The organism is Thermostichus sp. MS-CIW-37, from assembly GCF_054060065.1.
Genome location: NZ_JBSSCV010000007.1, coordinates 55,198 through 76,267, shown reverse-complemented (window position 1 = coordinate 76,267; position 21,070 = coordinate 55,198). Strand labels below are relative to the sequence as shown.

19 protein-coding genes are annotated in these 21,070 nt (G+C 58.7%); 7 read left to right on the top strand and 12 right to left on the bottom strand.

From position 1 onward, the window contains the following. Nucleotides 1-4 precede the first annotated feature (4 nt). Complete coding sequence (locus tag ACVWYZ_RS05005) at nt 5-1,225, bottom strand: HD domain-containing phosphohydrolase (protein ID WP_457466383.1); 1,221 nt, start codon at nt 1,223-1,225, stop codon at nt 5-7. Nucleotides 1,226-1,453: 228 nt separating this feature from the next. Here ACVWYZ_RS05005 and pth point away from each other — a divergent pair, with 228 nt between their 5' ends. Further along, nucleotides 1,454-2,128: an aminoacyl-tRNA hydrolase gene (gene pth, locus ACVWYZ_RS05000; RefSeq protein WP_457466382.1), complete on the top strand. Its 675-nt coding sequence runs from the start codon at nt 1,454-1,456 to the stop codon at nt 2,126-2,128. A 215-nt stretch (nt 2,129-2,343) separates the two neighbouring features. On the opposite strand, the gene ACVWYZ_RS04995 is transcribed toward pth, so the two are convergent. Beyond that, complete coding sequence (locus ACVWYZ_RS04995; protein WP_414355607.1) at nt 2,344-3,219, bottom strand: ABC transporter permease; 876 nt, start codon at nt 3,217-3,219, stop codon at nt 2,344-2,346. A gap of 296 nt (nt 3,220-3,515) precedes the next feature. Between ACVWYZ_RS04995 and ACVWYZ_RS04990 the strand changes: the two genes are divergently transcribed. Further along, nucleotides 3,516-4,997: a cation:proton antiporter gene (locus ACVWYZ_RS04990; RefSeq protein WP_457466403.1), complete on the top strand. Its 1,482-nt coding sequence runs from the start codon at nt 3,516-3,518 to the stop codon at nt 4,995-4,997. Nucleotide 4,998: 1 nt separating this feature from the next. Here the strand turns inward: ACVWYZ_RS04990 and ACVWYZ_RS04985 are convergent, their stop codons facing one another. After that, complete coding sequence (locus ACVWYZ_RS04985; protein WP_457466381.1) at nt 4,999-5,586, bottom strand: FHA domain-containing protein; 588 nt, start codon at nt 5,584-5,586, stop codon at nt 4,999-5,001. 215 nt (nt 5,587-5,801) lie between these two features. Here ACVWYZ_RS04985 and ACVWYZ_RS04980 point away from each other — a divergent pair, with 215 nt between their 5' ends. From ACVWYZ_RS04980 to ACVWYZ_RS04965, 4 genes are all read left to right on the top strand, one after another. Further along, nucleotides 5,802-6,026, top strand: coding sequence for an NAD(P)H dehydrogenase subunit NdhS (locus tag ACVWYZ_RS04980; protein ID WP_011432364.1), 225 nt, complete (start codon nt 5,802-5,804; stop codon nt 6,024-6,026). Between the two features lie 34 nt (nt 6,027-6,060). After that, nucleotides 6,061-6,804, top strand: coding sequence for a low-complexity tail membrane protein (locus ACVWYZ_RS04975; protein ID WP_457466380.1), 744 nt, complete (start codon nt 6,061-6,063; stop codon nt 6,802-6,804). Between the two features lie 128 nt (nt 6,805-6,932). After that, nucleotides 6,933-7,727 (top strand): hypothetical protein, encoded by a 795-nt coding sequence (locus ACVWYZ_RS04970; protein ID WP_457393682.1) that lies wholly within the window; start codon nt 6,933-6,935, stop codon nt 7,725-7,727. Nucleotides 7,728-7,920: 193 nt separating this feature from the next. Continuing rightward, on the top strand, nt 7,921-8,178 hold the full coding sequence (locus ACVWYZ_RS04965) for a DUF2949 domain-containing protein (RefSeq protein ID WP_414355602.1): 258 nt from the start codon (nt 7,921-7,923) through the stop codon (nt 8,176-8,178). Nucleotides 8,179-8,241: 63 nt separating this feature from the next. Here the strand turns inward: ACVWYZ_RS04965 and ACVWYZ_RS04960 are convergent, their stop codons facing one another. Both ACVWYZ_RS04960 and ACVWYZ_RS04955 read right to left on the bottom strand, forming a co-directional pair. Next, complete coding sequence (locus ACVWYZ_RS04960) at nt 8,242-11,451, bottom strand: efflux RND transporter permease subunit (protein WP_457466379.1); 3,210 nt, start codon at nt 11,449-11,451, stop codon at nt 8,242-8,244. A gap of 118 nt (nt 11,452-11,569) precedes the next feature. Continuing rightward, nucleotides 11,570-12,853 (bottom strand): efflux RND transporter periplasmic adaptor subunit, encoded by a 1,284-nt coding sequence (locus ACVWYZ_RS04955; RefSeq protein ID WP_414375006.1) that lies wholly within the window; start codon nt 12,851-12,853, stop codon nt 11,570-11,572. A gap of 687 nt (nt 12,854-13,540) precedes the next feature. Here ACVWYZ_RS04955 and ACVWYZ_RS04950 point away from each other — a divergent pair. Then, nucleotides 13,541-14,236: a hypothetical protein gene (locus tag ACVWYZ_RS04950; RefSeq protein ID WP_414357768.1), complete on the top strand. Its 696-nt coding sequence runs from the start codon at nt 13,541-13,543 to the stop codon at nt 14,234-14,236. Nucleotides 14,237-14,377: 141 nt separating this feature from the next. Here the strand turns inward: ACVWYZ_RS04950 and ACVWYZ_RS04945 are convergent, their stop codons facing one another. The 7 genes from ACVWYZ_RS04945 to ACVWYZ_RS04915 form a co-directional block, all read right to left on the bottom strand. After that, entirely contained in the window at nt 14,378-15,703 is a 1,326-nt protein-coding gene (locus tag ACVWYZ_RS04945) for a class I SAM-dependent methyltransferase (protein WP_457466378.1), read from the bottom strand. 54 nt (nt 15,704-15,757) lie between these two features. After that, nucleotides 15,758-16,870 carry a glycosyl transferase gene (locus tag ACVWYZ_RS04940; protein ID WP_457466377.1) on the bottom strand — a complete coding sequence of 371 codons (1,113 nt, stop codon included), beginning with the start codon at nt 16,868-16,870 and terminating at the stop codon, nt 15,758-15,760. A gap of 385 nt (nt 16,871-17,255) precedes the next feature. Further along, nucleotides 17,256-18,155, bottom strand: coding sequence for a DMT family transporter (locus ACVWYZ_RS04935; RefSeq protein ID WP_457466376.1), 900 nt, complete (start codon nt 18,153-18,155; stop codon nt 17,256-17,258). Continuing rightward, nucleotides 18,155-18,502: a hypothetical protein gene (locus ACVWYZ_RS04930; RefSeq protein ID WP_457466375.1), complete on the bottom strand. Its 348-nt coding sequence runs from the start codon at nt 18,500-18,502 to the stop codon at nt 18,155-18,157. The genes ACVWYZ_RS04935 and ACVWYZ_RS04930 overlap by 1 nt, the downstream gene beginning before the upstream one ends. A 59-nt stretch (nt 18,503-18,561) precedes the next feature. Beyond that, complete coding sequence (locus tag ACVWYZ_RS04925) at nt 18,562-18,843, bottom strand: hypothetical protein (RefSeq protein WP_457466374.1); 282 nt, start codon at nt 18,841-18,843, stop codon at nt 18,562-18,564. A gap of 114 nt (nt 18,844-18,957) precedes the next feature. Continuing rightward, nucleotides 18,958-20,028: a leishmanolysin-related zinc metalloendopeptidase gene (locus tag ACVWYZ_RS04920; RefSeq protein ID WP_457466373.1), complete on the bottom strand. Its 1,071-nt coding sequence runs from the start codon at nt 20,026-20,028 to the stop codon at nt 18,958-18,960. A 156-nt stretch (nt 20,029-20,184) separates the two neighbouring features. Beyond that, complete coding sequence (locus ACVWYZ_RS04915) at nt 20,185-20,658, bottom strand: hypothetical protein (RefSeq protein ID WP_414374534.1); 474 nt, start codon at nt 20,656-20,658, stop codon at nt 20,185-20,187. Between the last annotated feature and the right edge of the window lie 412 nt (nt 20,659-21,070).

Genomic DNA, 21,070 nt, shown 5'->3' with positions numbered 1-21,070 from the left:
GGATTTAGCGGGTTTCTGGATAGCGGTGGTAGATTTCCAGAATTTCGCTGCGTCCTCGGTTAAAGGCGGCCACCACTTGCGGGTCGAAATGGCTGCCGCTGTTGTCTTCTACAAACTGAAAGACCTCATTCAAAGCCCAGGCTTCTTTGTAGGGGCGACGGCTGGCCAAGGCATCGAAGACATCGGCTAAGGCCACAATCCGCCCTTCTAGAGGGATCCCTTCTCCTTTGAGGCCGCGCGGATACCCACTGCCGTCGAACTTCTCGTGGTGGGTAAGGGCGATGATGGCGCTCTTTTGCATCAGCTCGGAGTCGGACTTGCTGAGAATTTCGTAGCCGATCTCAGGGTGGCGGTTCATGATCTGCCGCTCTTCTGGGGTCAGACGCCCCGGCTTTTGCAAGATGGCATCCGGGATCCCGATTTTGCCCACATCGTGCATGGGACTGGCGTAGAAGATCAGCTCTTGCTCATGGCTGGATAGGCCCAAGTGCTTGGCGATGATGCGAGAGTGGTTGCTCATCCGCTTCAGGTGAAAGGAGGTATCTTGATCCCGGTATTCTGCGGCCAGAGACAGACAGAAGATGGTCTCGAAGTGGGCAGATTTGAGCTCTTCCCGCAATTGGACGTTTTGATAGGCAACCGCCGCCTGGGAGGCTAGGGCTTCTGCCACGCTGACTTCCAGCTCAGAAAAAGGTTGGCTCCACTCAGCCACCTGGTCAGGAGCTAGGGGGGTGGGGTGATCCGGCTTTAGGCGGTTCAACAGTTGCAGGGCGCCAAGGATCTTGCCTGAGGGATCCCGCATCGGCACGGTGAGCAAGGAGCGGGTGCGATAGCCGGTTTGCCGATCCACCTGTGGGTTAAAGGCATAGGGCCGGTCGGCGGGCAGGCGGTAGACATCCGGCAAATTCAAGCTTTCCCCGGTGAGCACCACGTAGCCCACAATGCTGGAAGGGCTGAGGGGCAAGCGCAGATCCCGCAGCTCCTCATGGCGGTTGACCACGAAAAACCGCAATTCTTCTCCCTCTCGGACAAAGAGGCTGGCCCCATCACAGTGGGTCAGTTCTCGGGCTTGAGCAACGATCAACTCCAGCAGCCGCCCCAGATCTGTTTCTGAGGAGAGGGCAATCCCCACCTGAATCAGACGCTGGCTGAGGCGTAAGGCATCCAAGGCCTCGAATTCAGTTCCGCCAGGGTGAGGGCTGAAGGGGGTGGACAGGTGGGGCACGGCTGGTCCTCGATGGCAGGTTTGGTCAGAAGCGTTCACAATGAGCGTTGACAATAAACAATGGCAGAGTCATGGGCGGCGAGCCATTTGCCCCCAGGGATCCTCACCGCTGTCCCGACTCAGTCCGGCTGGGTATCCGAACCTCCGGGGCGACCAGCAGCCCGAAAACACGCCAACACCACTCAAAGCAGCGATGCCTTACTTTAGCTCGAGGAGGTGAGAAACGTTGTGACCCAGGTCAAGCCCAAGGGAACCGATGAGATTTCCCTGCAGCTCGTTGTGGGCCTGGGCAATCCCGGCCCTCAATACGCCAATACCCGCCACAATTGCGGCTTTATGGTGGTGGATCGGCTGGCGCAGCGCTGGGGGATCCCGTTGGTTTTGGAGAAGCGATTCCAAGGTAGCTACGGAGAAGGGTTTGCCCTGGGAGGAAAGCGACGCTTGCTCAAGCCGGAAACCTACATGAACCGTTCCGGCCAATCGGTGCGGGCGGTGCTGGATTGGTACAAGTTAGATCTCGCCTCTGTGCTGGTGGTGTACGACGATATGGATCTGCCGCTGGGTCGTCTGCGCCTGCGGGGATCCGGTTCTGCCGGTGGGCACAACGGCATGAAGTCCATCATTCAGCACTTGGGGAGCGAGGCGTTTCCACGGCTGCGTTTGGGGGTGGGCAAACCCAAGGGCAGCCAAGATGTGGTCGGGCATGTGTTGGGTGGATTCGCCCCTGCAGAACAAGAGGTGCTGGAGCGGGTGTTGGATGTGGCGGTAGAGGCCGTGGAGTGCTGCTGGCAAGAGGGACTGAGGACAGCCATGAACCGCTTTAATCCTCTGGATCTGTCTGGGCCATCGTCCGATTTGGATGGATCCAACCCTGCACCGGGCCATGGCGAGGCTTCCTCCTGAGGAGCAGCTCGTCGTCCACCTGGGTTGTTGGCTCTGAGGGATTTTCCAGGAGCGGGGTGATAAGGGCTTCGTCCCCCTGATGCAAAGGGATGAAGGGCAATACTCCAGATAAGTGTCAATTATCTGGACTATCCACCGATGGAACCAGAGCAGCCCACGAAACCCCCATCGCGAAATCAGATCCAAAGCCCCGTCGATCCCCAGTGTTGAGTGGGTTACGGAGTGGGTCGCCGCCACCGCGTCCAGATGTTCTCCAGCAGGCCAATCCCCTGCACCAAGAGGATCCCCAAAGCTGCCGCCACCAGCATGATCACCCACAACCCCACCATGTCGCCGTAATAGGAACGGCTTAACAACATCGGCCCCAGCCCTGCAAAGCTAACAATCGAAATCTCTGCCACAATAGCCCCCACCAGAGCCATCGCCACCGCAACCTTCAGGCTGGTAAACACCATCGGCATAGCCGCCGGGATCCGCACCCAGCGAAATACCTGCAGCGGGTGGGCATGGTAAGTGCGCATCAAATCCAATTGCAGAGGCGGTACACTGCTCAACCCCTTGGCAATGCCGATCGACAGCGGGAAAAAAGCAATGTAGGCCGCCACGATTGCTTTCGGCAACAGACCCCGCACCCCATATTGCCCCAGCACCACCGCCAGCACCGGCGCCAAAGCCACAATTGGCACATTCTGGGAAGCAACAATCCAGGGAAGCATCATCCGCTCAAAAGCTCGCGAAAACACCAACGCCACCGCCGTTGCCCACCCCACCAGCAAAGCCAGCCCCAACCCCACCAGCGTTTCTGCTGCCGTGACCAGAGCGTTATACCCAACTGCGCTCGTGGAAGTGAGGGGGAACGCCATATTTCTCAAGCCCTCCGCCAATTGACCCAAAGAAGGCAGGATCGGGTTGCGCAATAGTCGAGCACACTCCCTGACCGTGCTGCAGTCTGCAGTGCCCTGCTCCAAGAGGCGTTGCGCCGCCGGGCTGTTCGCCCAAATCGCCAAGGGATCCCAAACCAGCAGCAGTAGGATCCCTGTCAGGAGGATGGGTAGCCAGCGTTCACTCAGCGTGCGTAGAGGAGATATCACCGTTAATCCTCGCGGTAGATCGAGACAGAGTGCACGGCACCTGGGATCCCAAGCTGAGAACCCGCACCGCCATAGAAATATAGCCATTTCCAACCAGAGCAACTTCATCGGAAACCATTCTGTTGGCATCAGCGGGACAGAGTCCTCATAAAGTGCCGATGCAGGCATTGCAAGCGGATCGCCATGAGGGTTAGCCTTTGTAACAGTCTTCTGGCAGAGCGATTGCCTGAACAGAGCCGCTCTGCTTGTGCCAACCCAAGACAAAAAGCAGTCCACCTGAGGTTGAGATCTTGCTGTTGAATTGCTGGGATCCCGTTTTGCTTGCCGTCGAAGCCGCTGCCCCCATTGAAGGAGCTGCCAATCTTTCGCCCCTGATCCTGGTAGCGGTGCTGATGGCTCTAGTGGTCATCTATCTGGCCAGCCGTATCGCCGGAGAAATTGCCGTCCGCCTGAGTTTTCCCCCCGTGTTGGGAGAGCTGCTGGGGGGCGTCGCGGTAGGGGCCTCCGCGCTGGGGTTGTTGGTCTTCCCGGAAGGACAAGTTTCCGGCCAAGAGCTGCACGCCTTGGCCCAATCCTCAGCACTGATGCAATTTCTGCAAGCCACTGCCGGACTCGACGAGGGATCCCTGGTACAGGTGTTCTCCTCCCAAAGCCAGATCATCGACATCCTCTCCGAGATCGGGGTGATCGTCCTTTTGTTTGAAATCGGCCTCGAGTCGGATCTGGCCGAGCTGTTGCGGGTCGGCCCTCAAGCCGCAGCCGTAGCCGTCATCGGGGTCGCTGTGCCTTTCCTGGCCGGAACCCTGGGCTTGCTCTACCTGTTTCATGTGCCCGTTATCCCCGCCATATTTGCCGGCGCTGCCCTCACAGCAACCAGCATCGGCATCACCGCCCGCGTCTTGGCCGAGCTGCAAAAACTCACCTCCCCAGAAGGACAGGTGATCATTGGTGCCGCCGTCTTGGATGACGTGTTGGGCATCATCATCTTGGCCGTGGTGGCGGGCTTGGCCAAAAACGGAGAAGTCAACCTTTCCGATATTGGCATCATCATCCTCAGTGCCATCCTTTTCTTGGTCGGCTCCATTGTTTTGGGGCGCCTTCTCAGCCCCTACTTTGTTGCCCTTCTCAACAGCCTGAAGACCCGAGGTAACCCCCTTCTGCCCGCCCTTGTGCTCGCCTTTCTGCTGGCTTATGTGGGGCAAATCATTCATCTAGAAGCGATTTTGGGCGCCTTTGCCGCTGGCTTAATCTTGGCCGAAACCGAGAAACGGCAAGAGCTGGAAGAACAGATCAAGCCCATTTCCGACCTACTGGTGCCCATCTTCTTCGTCTGCGTTGGGGCCAAAACCAACCTTGCCGTACTCAACCCCACCCTCCCCGTCAACCGAGAGGGGCTGATCATTGCCGTCTTCTTGATCGGAGTTGCCATTGTGGGCAAGCTGGCAGCGGGCTTGGGGGCCTTTGGCAAGCCGGGCATCAACCGCTACGCCATCGGAGTGGGCATGATTCCCCGGGGTGAGGTGGGCCTGGTGTTTGCCGGTGTGGGGGCCGCCAGTGGGGTTCTCTCCGATGCCCTCGATGTCAGCATTATCGTCATGGTGATTGCCACCACCTTTGTCGCTCCCCTCTGGCTGCGGGGAGTGTTGATTGGGGAAGCCAACTCCCCCTCCCTCCTGGACTTGCAGGCAGAAGCGTCAGAGCAAGAGCGCAAAGACAGCACCGACGAGACTGCATCAGCGCTCCCAGACTCAGAACGGGTGGGCATTCCTGAGGGCTAAATTATCTCAGCTTTCCCCTCAAACGCTCCCAGAGCGTCTGCAACAGCAGCCGCAGCGGATTGCGGCGTTGAGGCTTCACGTCAATTCTCTCCGTCGTCTCCTCTTGGGGCAAAATTGCCTGCATCGAGGGCGGATCAAACCGCTGCAGTGTTGTGGAGCGTCGATCCACCACCTCCGCCTTCACGCTGCGAAAGCTTACAGACTGGAGATACTGCTGAAAATCTTCGTCCGACAACCGACGAATGCAGTACTGCATCCGCACCCGATCCCCCAACAGGATCTGATCCCCATCCTTGAGATCCCAGCTCAGACATCTCTGCCCATTCACCGAGACGCCGTTGGTGCTGCGCTTGCCCTCGATATTGCCGTCCAGCAGCCGGTAGGTATACTGGCCATCTTTTTGGGGTAGCCGCAGCAGCAGCGCGTGTTGCCGGGAAACCGCCGCCGAATCGATGACAATCGCATTGCTGGGATCCCTGCCGATGGAATAGGTGGCAGCACTGAGGGCCACAGCCCGCCGTCCCTGCTCATCATCGATCACCAACACATGCCAGATTTGGGAGGGGGAAGACTGTGCGCCGGTAGCCATGGTCTGGGGCCTTGAGCTGGAGCTGGATTGACCGTCGAAGTCGCAGTGCAGGCCCCTTTCGTGTTAGCGGGCTGGCAGCCACACCTCAGCCCATTGCCCAACCCTCGGCGAACCGCTGTGGGGAGAAGGTCAACGAGGGGGAGACTCGGCAAGAGAGGGGCTTTCCCCCATAATAGTAAGGCAGAGCTTCTGCAAAAAAAGAGGATAGCTGAAACGTGAACACGACTCCAACCCCAACCCTCCTCGAAGCCCTTCCCCCGATCTACCCCGGCGTTGCCGTGCGGGTCATCAACCCCAACGACACCTACTACTGCTTTGAGGGCCAGGTACAGCGGGTTACCGACAACCATGCCGCTGTCCTCTTTGAAGGCGGCAACTGGGATAAATTGGTCACCTTCCGCCTCACAGAATTGGAAGTGGTGGACAAATCCCGCCCCTAGCCCTGCTCTCCCCTGTCCCTTTTGGCATCTCCCCATGCGCAGCCATTGGCAGGAACCTTTCCTCTGGATCCATGCCGCCGGCATCCTCCTCTTCCCCTTGTGGGTGGGGCTGACCCTGATCGGGCTGGCCACAGGGGATCCCCTCCTGCCGGTGGGGGCGGAGCAGGCTTGGGTGGCCGTGGTGGGCATTGGGCCGGTCTTTGCTATGCAGTGGCGCAAACCGTTTGACATCTTTAGCGTGTGGGTGGCTTCTGTCCCCCCAGAAGAACTCACCCTCGAGCAGCGCCGCATCTTGGCCGCCTTCCTCAGCCCCGAACATAAGATTTTGACGCTGTTGGCGGCAATCCTGATGCTGGAAGTCGGTGAGCGCCTCTACGACTTTGCCCCCCTCTTTGCCCCGCTCACCCCTGGCAACGGCACCCGTCTGGCAGGCCTAGCCATAGCTGCCTTTGGATTTTGGGGATCCAACCTGTTCTTGCAGATCCCCATTGCAACGATACGGGTACTCCTCCTCAGCGAGCCGGAGCTGGCCCAAATGGATCCCGTCCCCGTCGAAGAGATCGAAAGCCGCTTCTCCGTCATCGGCGATCGCCGCAGCCCACTCCTGCAACGGCTGTTGCGCCGCATCTCCGGCCAAGATTCAGAAGGCACCTCGAAAGACCAAAAAGACAAGGATAAAAACAGAGCGACAGAAAACCCCCAGCCGGAATCCGAGAAACGGGATCCCTCTGGGGAAGTTGCCATGCCGGCCCCTGAAACTCCCCCCGATCCCACCTAAGGCAAGCTTCCGCAAAAGCTGTAGCTCGATGTTAGATTGGAAGCAATCCAAGTAGATTGGAAGCAATCCAAGCCCTGTGAAATCCAACCATCGGCATTCCCCTGATCTTCGAGGCTACCGCACCGGCAATGGCGAGCAACTTTTCTTTCCGCTTCAAGCAATTTACCCAACGCCTCAGAGAAACCACCCAACTTCCTCAGTTTTTCACCGATCAAGCCACCAGTGAAACCCAAAACCTCGCTCGGGAGTTGGCTTTGGTTGGGGAATACGCCACTCAGCTTAGCCAGGTGGTGATGGAGGTGGACTTTCTCAACCAGCTCTACACCCGTCTTTTGAACGAGCGGGAAGTGTTGCAGCAGGAAAAAGATCACTTGGAAGCGCGGGTCTTTGAGTTGCAACAGGAACGCAACGAGACGGAGCCCCAGGTGATGTATTTGCGAGAGCAGCTCAGCCAGGCCAGCTTTCAACTGGAACAAACTCAAAACCGGGAACGCAGCCTTAGCGAGCGAGAACGACAGTTGTCGGAAATTGTAGCCCAACTGGAGCGACGGCGGGCTGTACTCAACCAAGCCATCGAAAACCTCACCAATCAAGAGGCCGATTACACCGTTCGCACCAAAGAACTGGAGGCGGTCGTCCGGGAAAACGAAAAGAAAGCCAAGCAGTACCTGGAAGCTGCCAACCACTACCGCGCCTACCTGGAAGAGCTCAATGCTCAAGTGCAAGAAACGCAAGCCAAGCTGAGAAGCCTTGGTGTCGAGCCCAAGCCCGCCGACCTGCCTCGACTTGAGGAGCTGGAAAAACCCACCCCCATCCCAACACCGCCTCCTGCCTACACGCCTCCTCTCCCCCAACAGCCCCCCCCATCCCAGCAGAGTGGCTATTGGTCAGATAGTCCTTTCGACGACGACCCCTGGGGATAGACCGTCCTGCCAGGATCTATAAGCCAGCTTTGCGACAAAGCTCAGTGCTCTCTGCCCGAACTGGCCTTGGGGATGCCTGGGCGCTCACGTACCCTGGAAGAAACCTGTTGCAAGGGATCCGCAAGAAGATCCCCAGAATCAGTACGAGGATCCCGATCCTCGACATTCAATCCTTTCCTGCCCGGCCAAACCTATGGAACCGACCCTGCCGGATTTACAAGCCCTTAGCCAATGGGATCGACAGTTCTGCCAGTTTGCTGAGCAGCAACAGCTCCTCAAGCCCAAACAACTGGCTCTGGCCCTGAAGATCCAACGGCAGCAGCACGGCCCTCTAGCCTTGATCCTCTGGCAGTTGGGCTTTGTGGGCCTGCAACACCTGGCTCAGTTCTGGGAAAAAATGCCCGGCGGAGCCGAGCTCGAACTGCTCGAAGACAGGGCCCTCGGTGGATGAAAGGTGCCCCCTTCCCCCACTCGCTTTTCCGCCAGAAGAGAAGAAGCAAGCAGATCCCTCTTGCTACCCAACGCTGTCGCCACCAGGCAGCAGATCCTTGGGATCCTCCGGTGGGGGCAGATGCGCCAGATCCACAGGCGAAGGGGATCCCCCCAAAATCTGCGCCTGGATCCCTTTGATCACCAGGTAGAGCACCGGCACAATCAGCAAGCTGAGCACCGTTGAAACGAGCATACCGCCGATCACCGCCGTGCCCAGCGACTGACGGCTGGCTGCCCCTGCGCCCGTGGCCGCTGCCAGAGGGAAAATACCCAGGATGGTGCTCAGGGCGGTCATCAGAATGGCGCGGAAGCGCGTCTCGGCTGCTTGGGTGGCAGCTTTGAGCAGTGGGATCCCTTGGGCAACCAACTGGTTGGCAAACTCCACAATCAAGATGGAGTTTTTGCTGGCCAGCCCGATCAACATCACCAACCCGACTTGGCAGAAGACGTCGTTGGTCAAGCCCCGCAGCAGTTGCGCCAAAAGAGCCCCAAGAACCGCCAGCGGCACCGCCAACAAAATGATCAAGGGATCCACATAGCTCTCAAATTGCGCCGCCAGCACCAGGAAAACGAACACCAGGCCCAAAGCAAAGATCAGCGGCGCCTGTCCTCCCGACTCGATTTCTTCCAGGGAAAGGCCCGACCACTCGAAGCCGAACCCCTGGGGCAGCAACTGGGCGGCCAGCGTTTCCATTGCCCGAATCGCTTGCCCTGAGCTGAAGCCCGGCAGGGGGCTACCTTGAATTTCGGCAGAACGGAAAAGGTTGAAGTGGTTAATGATGGCCGGGCCGGTGGTCTCCTCCACCTGCACCAAAGTGCTCAGCGGAACCAATTGCCCCTGGCCCCCGCGCACGTAGAACTGGCCGATGCTCTCTGGGTTGGCCCGGAAGATCTGATCTGCCTGCACGTAGACCCGGTAATTGCGGTTGAACAGGTCGAAATCATTGACGTAGGTGCCCCCCAACAGCGTTTGCAGCGTGCCGAAGACATCCGACAGAGGGATCCCCAGCAACTGGGCCATCTCCCGATCCACCTGTACTTCTAGCTGCGGCGAATTGGCGTTGAAAGTGGGCGGGTTAACCCGCAGGCCCAAGGGAGGTTGGCCCGGCTGGGGCGGCGAGTTGCCCACAAAAAACAGGGTGTTGGCCGTCTGCTCCAACAGATTGAAATCGTTGACCCCCCGATCCTGAAGCTGGAAAGTAAACCCGCCCGCAACCCCCAAATTGGGAATGGCCGGCGGCAGGATCGGGATCACCAATGCGCGGCTGATCCCGCCCAAAAAAGGCCCAAATAGCCGGTTGACAATCGCTTGCGCCGATTGCTCCGGTTGCCGCCGCTCTTCCCAGGGCTTGAGGGTGGCAAAGATCAGCCCATTCCCCGGCGAGGGCCCGGTAAAGCTGAACCCCCCCACGATCACCCGATTTTCGATCTCAGGGATCCCCTCCAAAATAGCGGCGGCCTGCCGGATCACCCTGTCGGTATAGTTGAGGGAAACCCCCGGCGGCCCCTGGACAATGGTGATGAAAAAGCCCTGATCCTCATCCGGCACAAACCCCGTCGGCACAATTTGGAACAGCCAGTAGGTGAGGCCCAAACAGGCGACAAATCCAGCCACCACCAACAGCCGCAGCTTCACCACCAGCTCCAGCAGGCGGCAGTAGGCCGCTCGGATCCCTTCCACGGCGCGGTCAAACCAGCGCAGCAGCCAAAACATCTGCTCTGAGCGGGGGCGAATTAGCAGCGCCGACAAAGCCGGAGCCAAGGTAATGGCATTGAACGTGGACAGCGAAACCGACACGGCAATGGTGACGGCAAACTGCTGATAGATGCGACCGCTGGTGCCGGGAAAAAAGGCAATCGGCAGGAATAACCCCAACAGCACCAACGTAGTGGCAATCACCGCCCCCAACACCTCATTCATCCCCGCCGAGGCCCCCTGCAGAGGCCGCATGCCGCGATCACGGATATAGCGGGAGATATTTTCCACCACCACGATGGTATCGTCCACCACCAGACCGGTGGCCAGAGTCAGGCCAAACATGGTCAGAGTGTTGATGGAAAAGCCAAACAGGCGCACAAAAGCAAAAGTACCCAGCAGCGCTACCGGGATGGTGATGGTGGGAATGAGGGTGATGCGCCAATCCTGCAAAAAGATAAACAGCACCAACACCACCAGGCCAATCGCCTGCAACAGAGTGAAAATCACCTCCTGCACCGACTCGGTAATGAACAGGGTGGCATCGAAGGGGATCTCGTAGATCAAGCCGGGCGGAAAGTTGCGGGAGAGCTCCTCCAACGTCTGCTCCACCTGCCGCGAGACCTCCAAGGCATTCGCATCCGGCTGCTTGGTAATGGCGATCCCCACCGCCTCCTGTCCCCCGATGCGGAAGAACGTATCATAGCTTTGCGCTCCCAGCTCCACCCGACCCACATCGGCAATGCGTACCAAACTGCCATCGGGGTTGGCCCTGAGGACAATCTGGGCGAACTCCTCCGGCTGTGAGAGCCGCCCCGTTGCCTGGACGCTGATCTGAAACTCCTGATCCGGCGGGCTGGGCTGGCTGCCAATTTGGCCGGCAGGCACCTGGATATTCTGCTGGCGCACCGCGTTCACCACATCCAGAGCTGTCAGACCATAGCTGGCCAGCCGCGTCGGATCCAGCCAGATGCGCATGGCATAGGTGCGCTCTCCAAAGATGATGACATCGCTCACGCCCCGGATGCGCCGCAAAGCATCCCGCACAAACAGCTCTGCGTAGTTGCTCAAAAACAGCTCATCATATTCCCCTGCCTGCGAACGCAGCGCCACCACCTGCACGAAAGCACTGTCGCCGGCCTTTTCCACGCTGATGCCGTTTTGGATCACCTCTGCCGGCAGCCGCGCCTGAACTCGGGCAACTCGGTTCTGCACATCCACAGCCGCTATGTCCAGATCCCGATCGGGGCTGAAGGTGACCGTGATTTGGCTGGTACCGTTGCTGCTGCTCACCGAAGAGAGGTAGCGTATGCCCTCGACGCCGTTGATCTCCTGCTCCAGCACGTTGGTCACCGTCGTCTCCACCGTCTCGGCATTGGCCCCAGGGTAAACGGCTGTCACAGTTACGGCTGGCGGCGCCACCTGAGGGTAGTAGTCCACCGGCAGTAGGGGAATGCTCACCGCCCCCACCAGCACAATGATGATGGAGCAGACGGTAGCGAAAACAGGACGGCGAATGAAAAAGTCAACGAACATAAGTCTAAGGATCCGCTGCGATGAGATACCGGTTGAGCTGGTCGCCCTTCAAGTTGAAGCTTGGATGACTGGGCCAAAACTGGGGCAAATAAGAATTGCTGAGAATGCACAGCCTCTTCTAGGGCGGGGATCCCCCCTCTCCACCTTGTTGCTGCCCCCTCTGCTGAAGGATCACCTCATCAATAATCGGTGCGCCATCGCGGATTTTTTGCAGGCCAGTGAGCACAATTGGCTCATTGGCCTCTAGGCCCTCCAGCACCTCATAGCTGTTCCCGTGGATGGATCCCAGCCGTACCGGCCTTTGCACCGCCACCGCCCCCGGGGGCATGCCCTCTGCTGGCGGCTCCGTCGTTTGCACTGTGTAGACAAAGGTTTGCGCTCCCAAGCGGGCCACCGCTGTCACCGGAATCAGCAAGGCCGGTCGCTCCTCCCAGATGACACGAGCCCGCACAAACTGCGCCGAGCGCAACTGCCCGGCTGGATTCTCCAGAAGGGCCTTGGCCAAAACCGACTGCGTGCTGGCTTCCGCCTCGGGAGCAATAAAGGAGATCTGGCTGGTGCCGATCACCTCGCCGCGGCTGTCCAGGAGCTGCACTGGGGTGCCGATGCGCAGTTGCGGGGCCCGCTGCAGGGGGATATTGAGGTTGATCTCCAGTGCCTGGTTTTGGGTCAGGGTAGTCAAAACCGTTTGCGGTGTCACGTAGTCTCCCTGCCTCACCAAAACATCCCCCACAATGCCCGCAAAGGGAGCCGTGACCTGGAAAAACTGCAATTGCACCTGCTGCCGCTCCGCCTCTGCCTGGGCCCGCTGCACCTCTCGCTCTGCCCGCAAAATCGCTGCCTCCTGGGCGCGGATCTGCTCCTGTTGCGCTGCCAAAGCCGCCTCCGCCTGGCGCAGATCGCGGCTGGACTGATCCACCTGCAACTGGCTGATGGCCCCCTCCGCCAATAGGCGCAGGTTACGTTCGTGCAGATCCCGGGCAAACTCCGCCGCTGCCTCTAGGCGCATCCGATCCGCCCGCAACTGGCTGAGCAGAGCACGGCTGCTCTCCAGGTTGGCTTGGGCCGCGGCAATCCCCGCCGTTTGGCCGGCCACCGCCGCCTGTTGCTGACGGCTGTCGATCTCAAACAGAGGTGCCCCAGCAGCCACCTGGGATCCCAACTGCACCAACACCCGAGTCACCTGTCCGCTCACCTGGGGCCGGATGCTGGCCACCTGCTGGGATCCGAGGCTGGCGATAAATTCCGACGCCTCCTCAATCATCCGTTCTTCCACCACTCCTATTCCCACTGGCGTGGGGGGTTGGCCGTCCCCCTCCATCTCCTGGGGCGGCCTTCCAGCTCGGCAGGCAGTTAACAGCAAAGAAAGACACAGCAGCGGCAAGGCCGTTCGCGCTCGCATCGTCAAGTTGCTCCCACAATAGGCATAGGGACAGGTAGGTGGACAAAGGGATCCCACCCCTGCACTTGCTTAACCAACCAAGGTAATGAACGAGAGCCTCCCCAAACCTGTGCAAAAGCGCTTGAAATCTTCCCAGTCCGGAACTAAGGTGTATGCTTAACAAAAACTTTCGCCGCGCTTCGCCCCACCCCAATGAGACTTCGTCCTGCTAACGCGATAAGGATACCCTTTGAGGGCACGCCACTCCTGGCTAGACTGTTCCCAGATCAGCAGGAAAGGAGTTCAGGCTTCCACCCCCTGCCGGAGAGCATGCCTCTAACCCCCAAAACCCTGAACTTTGCTGAATTTACTGAGCTTTAGGCGGTTTGGCAAAAGTCATTGAGAGGGATATAGTAGACCAAGTTTCCCCCTGATCCTTAAGTCCACCGCAACGGTTGCCGGGAAGTGAAGGGGGAAAGCGCTCGGGGGTATTCCTCAGGGCTTTGCGGGATACCCCCTTCCTGCTCAGAGATAGGCAGGATGCGATCGCTTCTTTCCTGAACTATGTTCAGGAGAGTTCAGCGTGAATGTATCAGACAGGCAACTGCCCTTGAAAAGGCTTGAATGAGAACTACAGCCATCACTTGCTCTCGCCCGCCGCAGCTTAATTTTCCTCCCCAGCGCTGGCTGTGGAGTTGCTTCGGGGCCATGGCCATAACAGCTCTCACGGCTGTTGCAGCTTGGGCCCGGCCTGTGTTGGAAGTACGCATGACTCTGGGTTTGCCCATCAGCCCCAACTACTGGTACGTGGTGGCCCTCAGCCGGGCCGGTAGCCCCGGTCCCACCGCCAACTTGGTGGATCCCAACGTCCGTGTGGGGCCCAACGAGTACACCTTTGTGCGGGACTGGGATTACCTCATTCGGGTTACCCCCCTCAACGAAGAGTCGGTCTTGCAGGCCACCATCCAGCGGTTTGGAGAGCCGGAACGAGAGTTTGCGGTCGGCTTTAACCAGGTACGGGTCAATCGCCTCACCCGCGACCGCGATACCCTCAACTTCCAGATCGATATCTCCGAGCTGCAGGGTCTCGATGGGCGGGATCAAGATATTCAGGTGGCTCTGCTCACCGCTCGCGCCCCCTTCCGTGTGGCCCCCGAAGAGACCAATCTGGCCATTGATGCCACCCGGGGAGATTTGCCCAACTTCTATCGCCTCAGCCTGTCCAATCAGCGGCAGGTGGTTGTGGATGATCCCCAGCGACAGGAGACGGTGCGCCGCAGCCGCGAATTGATCCAACAAAGTGGCTCCGGGGCTGCCCTCACTCGCGACCTCATTGAGGGCGGGGCTTTGGAGATTTTGGCCGCCAACATCCTCACCTTCGAGCTGCGCCTGGTGGATCGCTAGAGAGGGATCTCTTCCCATCTGACATCTGCCCAAGACCGTTCTTGCAGCCCGGCAGAGCCTCAATCCCTCAATAGTCGTTCCAAGTTGCCGTGAACCGGCCCATTGGCTTCCCTCTACCCTTGGGAGAAAGGCTCGGGGATCTCAAGCGATTGGAAAAACTCCTTCTCCTGGAACGGGTGCAGGATCCAACATCACAAACAAAAACGACTCCAGCCCTGCCAGGTAGGTGAGCACCTCCTCCTGGGCCGCTTCCGGCTCTAACGTGTTGACCTGAGCTGCCTGCTCAATCATGGCCTTCACCGGCGTTGGCCCCTGCAACAGGGATCCCAACCAAGCCATCTGAGGAGCTGGAATGGTCAGGCGCCCATAGCTAGCCCCCGGCCAATTCATAGCAAACTCCAGCTTTTTCTCGTGAGCTTTGGCAAAGTTTTGGCGAAATTCGACGTTGTCGGTCAGGATGGGGTTGAGCTGCACTCTGCCCCCCAGCCAATCGGCGTCGCTCCAGGGCAAGACCAAGGAAGAGCCGGGGTGTTCCGCCCAAAAGTCAATGAGGCGATGGTTGGGGTAGATCAGCTCATAAAAGTGATTTTGATCCGCAGGCGAGAGCTTGTCCAACTCAGCTTGCAACCAGGGGGGCATGGCCCTCTCCTTGAACAAAAGCGCCGGATCCCAGTCGGCATAGTCCACCAGACAAACCAGGCCCAGCTCAGCTTCCTCGAGCATGCGCATCAGGTCGGGGATCAGGAAGCCCTTGTCTCCTGGCAAGAGGTAGTTGGCCCGGATGTTGGTGTCGTCTTTGTAGATCTCAGGGTTCCAGCGCAGGGCTGCCCGCATTTCGTCCGAGGCCAAACTGGCCATGAATTCCCGTACCCGCTGACAGGCCTCAGGAGTGGGTAGATCAAACAGCCCCAGCAGCCGAAACGCCTCTTGCATGCGGAAGATGACCTCCCGCTGGTAGGCGTGGTGCAGGTTGGCCCGCAGGATCCCGTCAGGTTTGAGAACCCGCTTGAGGGCTTTTAGCCCCGCCACCGGATCGTCCAGCAGATAGAGCACATCGTTAAGGCTGATGAAATCAAATTCCAACCCCAACTGTTCGATATCCAACAGGTCGAGAACATACAACTCCACCTCTCCAAAACCGTGGTAGCGCAAGCGTCGCTCCGTCACCCGTACCGACTCTGCCGACAGGTCGCACACCACCAGCCGCGCCCCCGGATTGGCCTCCGCCAAGATCAACGTTTCCCAGCCCGAGCCGCAGCCAGCATTCAAAATGAGAGCGCCTTCGCTGGGCACAATGGCGCGAGTGCGAGCGTACTGAGCCGTCGTCAAGCTCAGGCGGTACAGCCCCTCAATGGCGTTGCGGCCCGAGGCCTCAATGGAAACATTGGGGTAGGGCAGTTCTTCGTACAGTTGCCGCAAAGATTCCGCAGTGCTCCGCACCGCTGACCCGAACGAGCTGCTAGCCATAGGGCTCCACACCGCTACCGTGAAGGGATCCGCTGCAGAAAGCTGCCCCCTATCCTACCCGCGATCCCTCCCCCGCAGGAATGCCTCTAAGGCCGCAGCCAGGGTTTCATTCCCCTGCAGATCCAACCCATCCGGCCTCTGGGGCGGGTGGGCGGGATCCTGCAAAAAGTCCCAGGATCCTTGAAAAAACTCCTCTGGGGAGAGGATGCGATGCCAGCCGTAGCGCTGCAGACCCTCAACCAGCAACGGCGACTCGGCAAACCCAGAGCGGGTAACACAGGCCATAGGTGTGCGGCTGCGCAGGGCCTCCGCCAAAGTGCCATAGCCCGGCTTGGACACCACCCAGCGGCAGAGGGGCATCACATCCACCGGTCGCCACACCTGCCCATCCAAAACCCGCAAGTTGGGCAAGGGAGGAGCTTCCGGATCAAAGGTGAGAAACTGCCAGTCGGGAAAATCTTGGAGCCGCTCGTAAGGAAACCCCTGCACCCCCAGCCCGCCAAAGGTAAACAAAGCCCTGGGTTGCTCCGGGTGTAACCCCAACTGGGCGGCAACCTCCTCCGGCCCGTAGCGGGGATCCGATCCCGTCAGCCCCACCTCCTGCTGACGCGGAAAAGCGCTAGTGCTCCGCACCGCTGACGCGACCATGCTCTCGCTAAAAGGCAGGCGAAACAGAAGGTCACATTGCCCATAGAGCTCCCGAACCCAGGCCACAAACGGTTGAAACTCAGGGCCGTATTCTTGGTAGATGAAATCCCAGCCAAAATTACTGGCCATCCAGCAAGGGATCCCAGCAGCCTGGGCAATCGCCGCAGCAATGGGCGGCACATCCGCCAACACCAAAGGCACCCCCTGGGCTCGAATGAAATCCGCTTCTTCTCGAACAAGCTCCGCAGCGCTGGCTTTAAACGCCTTGAGGGCAGCCAACGTAGCCGGCAGATCCGCTTGCAGCCCATCCGGCTGCACCACCCCCACATCCAACGCCCGCGGCCGATGGAGAAACTTCCCCTCCACGTAACGCTCCAGGAGCCAGCGGGGAGCCGGCGTAACAAAGATGGGCAGAACATGGGGATCCCGCCGCAGCAAAGCATTCACGACCGCCGCCAGACGGGTAACGTGCCCAAACCCGTGAGCTGTTGCCGCCACATAGAGAGGAACGGGATTCATTGTGCTGATACATTTACGCTGAACACTGCTGAACATCACTGTTCAACTATGCAGCGATAGCATTCTGTTTGTTTCCAAACAGAATGGCGGTATCCCGCAAAGCTTTGAGTAGAATACCCAAAGCGCAGTTTCCGTGTCGTCTTACTACCAATTTTCTGCTTTGCTTTGGCTACCATGTTGGCAGACTCGAAAGTAAACAGAAAGATCAACTGGTAGTAATCCGTACTGAACATATTATACATTATTTTCAGTATAGTTGAGCTTATTATTGACTAGAGTCATGCTCTGCACCGCTAACGCGATAGGACTCCGTCCCGCTAACGCGATAGGACTCCGTCCCGCTAACGCGATAGGACTCCGTCCCGCTGGCGCGAACGCGACCACCTCAAGACAGAACAGGATCCGCGGGGGGCTTTTCCCTATGGGATCCCCACAGGTTACTCGCCAAGATCAAGCCCAGGCCCACCACAGATCCCAGCGCAATCGTCTCGCCCAACAGCACCGCAATCAACCCCAACGACAAAAAAGGCGTCACATACACCCAGTTGGCCAGGGATCCCCGGTGGCCCGCCAACTCCAAAGCCCGCAGCCAAAACACAAAAGTTAAGCCCATCTCCGCCAGACCAATGTAAGCTGCCCAACCCAGCCCGGCAAGGCTCCAAGAGACCTCCTGCAACGGCAGCAGCAGCAGACCGTAGAGGCTGCCAAAGAGAAACCCCATGAATAGTTTCAGCACCGCATCTCGCCCATCCCGCACATTGAGTAGCCAATAGAGCGCCCAGAGTCCAGAGCTGCCCACCGCCAGCAGCACCCCCCAGGGATCCTCCACCTGCAAGGTGCCCCAGGATCCCCCCGTAGCCACCAGCACCACTCCCAGCAGGCTCACCCCCAAGGCCAACACCAGCCGCCAGCGAAAGCGCTCTCCCAACAGCGGCACCGCCAAAAGAGCCAGCACCAGCGGCCAGGTGTAGTTCAAAGCCATCGCCGCCTGAGCCGACAGGCGGTCATAAGCCTGGAACAACACCCCATAGTAGCCAAGGGGGTTGAGCAGCCCCTGAAGAGCCGATAGGCGGACTTGGGATCCCCTCTGCTTGCCGAGGAACCCTGCCCGCCCTGTAACCACCAAAACGATCCCCAGGATCAAGCAAGAGCTCAATGCCGAAAAAATCAGCAAGACCGTCGGCGACAGGTACCGCAACCCAAACTTAAAAGCGCTGGCAGCCGTAGCCCAGCCCAAGATGGCCGCCGCCAGGTAAGCATATGCTCGCCAGGGATCCCTAGGCATCAAAAGCTGTCGAGATTGCTGTCCTCTGGCTTCGACTTAGCTCCGGTGGGAAGGCCCAGCCGCGGTGCCACCACCCAGGCATAGAGCAGATAGCCCAACCCCGCCACCACCGCCCACCTGAGAACGGTGCCGAAAACCCGGAAGAACAGCCCGACCAGAAGAATACAGCCCAGAATGGCGAAGACCGTCACCAGTGGACGCCCCCAAGTCTCAACCCAAGCTCGGACGGCACTTTTCCCCCGAGACGCAACGGATGTTCCCGACTCCCCAGAGGCTGCAGCCGCCTGCTCCAGTTCACGCTCAAGCTGTTTCAGCCGTTCTTGTTCTGAGAAAGAGAGATCGGACATAGAGAGCAGTCTCCAGCGTTTCACCTCCATCTTACGGGCTGCTCCCGAAGATGGGCAGACTAAGCTCGCGCCGAAGGGATCTCCTGAACCATAGCCCGGAACACATCCAAAGCCGGGCCAGGGCGACGGTTAGGACGCGGAGCCGAGATCTCATTGGTCACAAAAGGCTTCTCCACCACCACCTTGGGCTTGTTGGCAGGAGCAGTTGCTGTAGCCGCAGGAGCAGAGCTGGGAGAAGCTGGTGCAGAACGAAAAGGCCCGGTAACAAAATCCACCAAGCCGCTGAAGAGAATGCCGAAAAAGGAGAACAGGCCGCCGAAAAGCTTCTTGAGGATACCCATGGCTCATTGCAAAGAAATGAGGTGAGAGATTGTCGAAGTTGTGAAGTTGTACAACTTGACCTTCATTATTGTTAAGAAGCAGCATCTTGGCCATGAGTAAATATGCTCTTTTTCTCAGGGATCCCCCACCCGCCTGCCCTCGGCGTCAAATTGCTGTAGGGGCAGGATCAACTCCAGCTCCTGCAGTTCCAAAGGCTGAGGGATCCCTCTACTGCGCCCCAAAGCAAAGCCATCCGCCGCTGCTGGATTCACCTCATAGCCGATATCTGCCATTGCTCCCACCGTGAGAATGCTCAAGGGGTTGGCTACCCCCCGGTCGATGCGGCTGGTCATCAGCTCGCGGCCCAAGACGCTCTCCCGCCAATGGGAATCTCGGGATCCCTCCCCAAACTCGTTTTCTAAAGGAACAGAGGGCGCGTTTCCTCCCAGCGTGGCGAAGGCGCTGACCGCCCTGGGGCCGATAAAGCGGGGATCATAGCCAGGGGGCGTAGGCTGATCCCGCCTCACCAAGCCCACCGTTAGCCCCTTGGGATCCCAGACGATGGGCAAGAAGCCCAAGGCATGGCCCAACTCGTGCAGGGCAGTAATGGGCAGATCCCCTCGCTCTTCCAAAGCCGATAGGTTTTGGCTGTTGAACAAAATGACGGAGTAGAAAGGCAGACCGTTAGAGGCCCGCACAAAACAGGGAGCAGCTCCCCCCAAAATTCGCTCGTTGCCGAGGTTTCTGGCCCGCACCTCCACCAGCAGATCGTCGATGGGGAAATTGAGTGGCGTGCTGGGAAACCCTCGATCGCATTCGTCGGCCCGAATGGTGGTGGGGGGCAGATCCGGCTGGTCACCAACGATGATCTGTTGCCAGCGCAGAGCGGCATTGCGGACGATCGACTGCTGGGTGGGGGTGAGACTGTTGTCGGGAAAGCGAACGTCAATGGTGAACTGGGAAGCAGGCGCAGTCGTTGGCGAGGGCAAAGGGGCAGGAATGACAGTCGGAGTAGGGGTGAGAACAACAGTTGGAGTAGAGGTGGGAATGAGGGTTGGAATGGGAGTGGGAATGACACCTACAGAAGAGGAACCACCACTTCCGCCGCAAGCCTTGAGCACCAGTACCAGAAGCACAGCCACCAGGGATCCAAGCAGGCGCAGGCCCCACACTCTGCCCAAAAGCAGTCGCTGCCTTGAATTCACACCACCCCCAAACGCAAAGAGCCTCACGGCCCAGTTGGATCATACCGGTTGCGACCCTCCTCCTGAGCATGATTTGCGTCACACCGCACCGGCCAACTTCAAGGCCGGGAAGAGGTGGGTTTGGAGGTCTATATCTTCAGGTCGGAAGCCCTCAATCTAACAATCCAAAGAGTCAGAAGATCCTTCTTCTTCTATGCCCCAGCCTGCAGCCAAAACGTCCACCGCTGCCCGCAACGCCTGGCTATCCCCCAAGAGCTCCTCGGGATCCGAGCGCGGCTCCACCAGGGGAACCAAGCGCAGAATGCGTCCGTCTTGAACCAAATCGATAACCACGCCCGGCTGCTCCTTGCCCAGGTTGGCCATCTCTTCTTCTGAAGCGGGATCCCGCAGACAGGCATAATCAAAGCTGTTCACATTTAAGTAGAGGCTACGGTTTACCACCAGTGTGGCAGCAGTGGGATCCTGAAAAACATCCACCACGCAGCCTTCCCCCTGCTTCCGTACCGAGCCATCGACGATATCAAAGTAGCGAACACGGGCCAAATCGGATAGCAGTCGGTAAATATCCCGCTTGTTCACCAAAGTTCCCGTATTCACAATACAGGGGGCACAGGGATGAGTGTCTGTCATAGGGCAGTCGGTCTCGAAAGGTCAATAGATTGAGAGCAAGCAAAGGAAAGCAAAATCAATAGTGTCTGCAAACCATCTCCAGAAACATCAATCCTCGGCAATTCTAGGCGCGGTTATGGTTGACAAGCAACAGGTATCCGTAACTTTACAAAAACTTTAATCAGCTAAAAAAGAGAGAAGTAGCCTGCCCTGCTTTATCCAGTTAACCCAGTGCAACAACAGAACAACTCGCTCCATTCCGCCTACCCAGGGCTCAGACTGCTCTCAAGGCAAAATCAATCCATAGCTTTGCTTCTATCGACTTTATCACAGCCTTCCAAAAAGGGCACAGGCCACTACAAGGTGCAATCTCCAGACAAAAGGGACAGAGGCTGTCCGGCAGGATTCTACCTGCATCTTGTGGGAAGGCAAG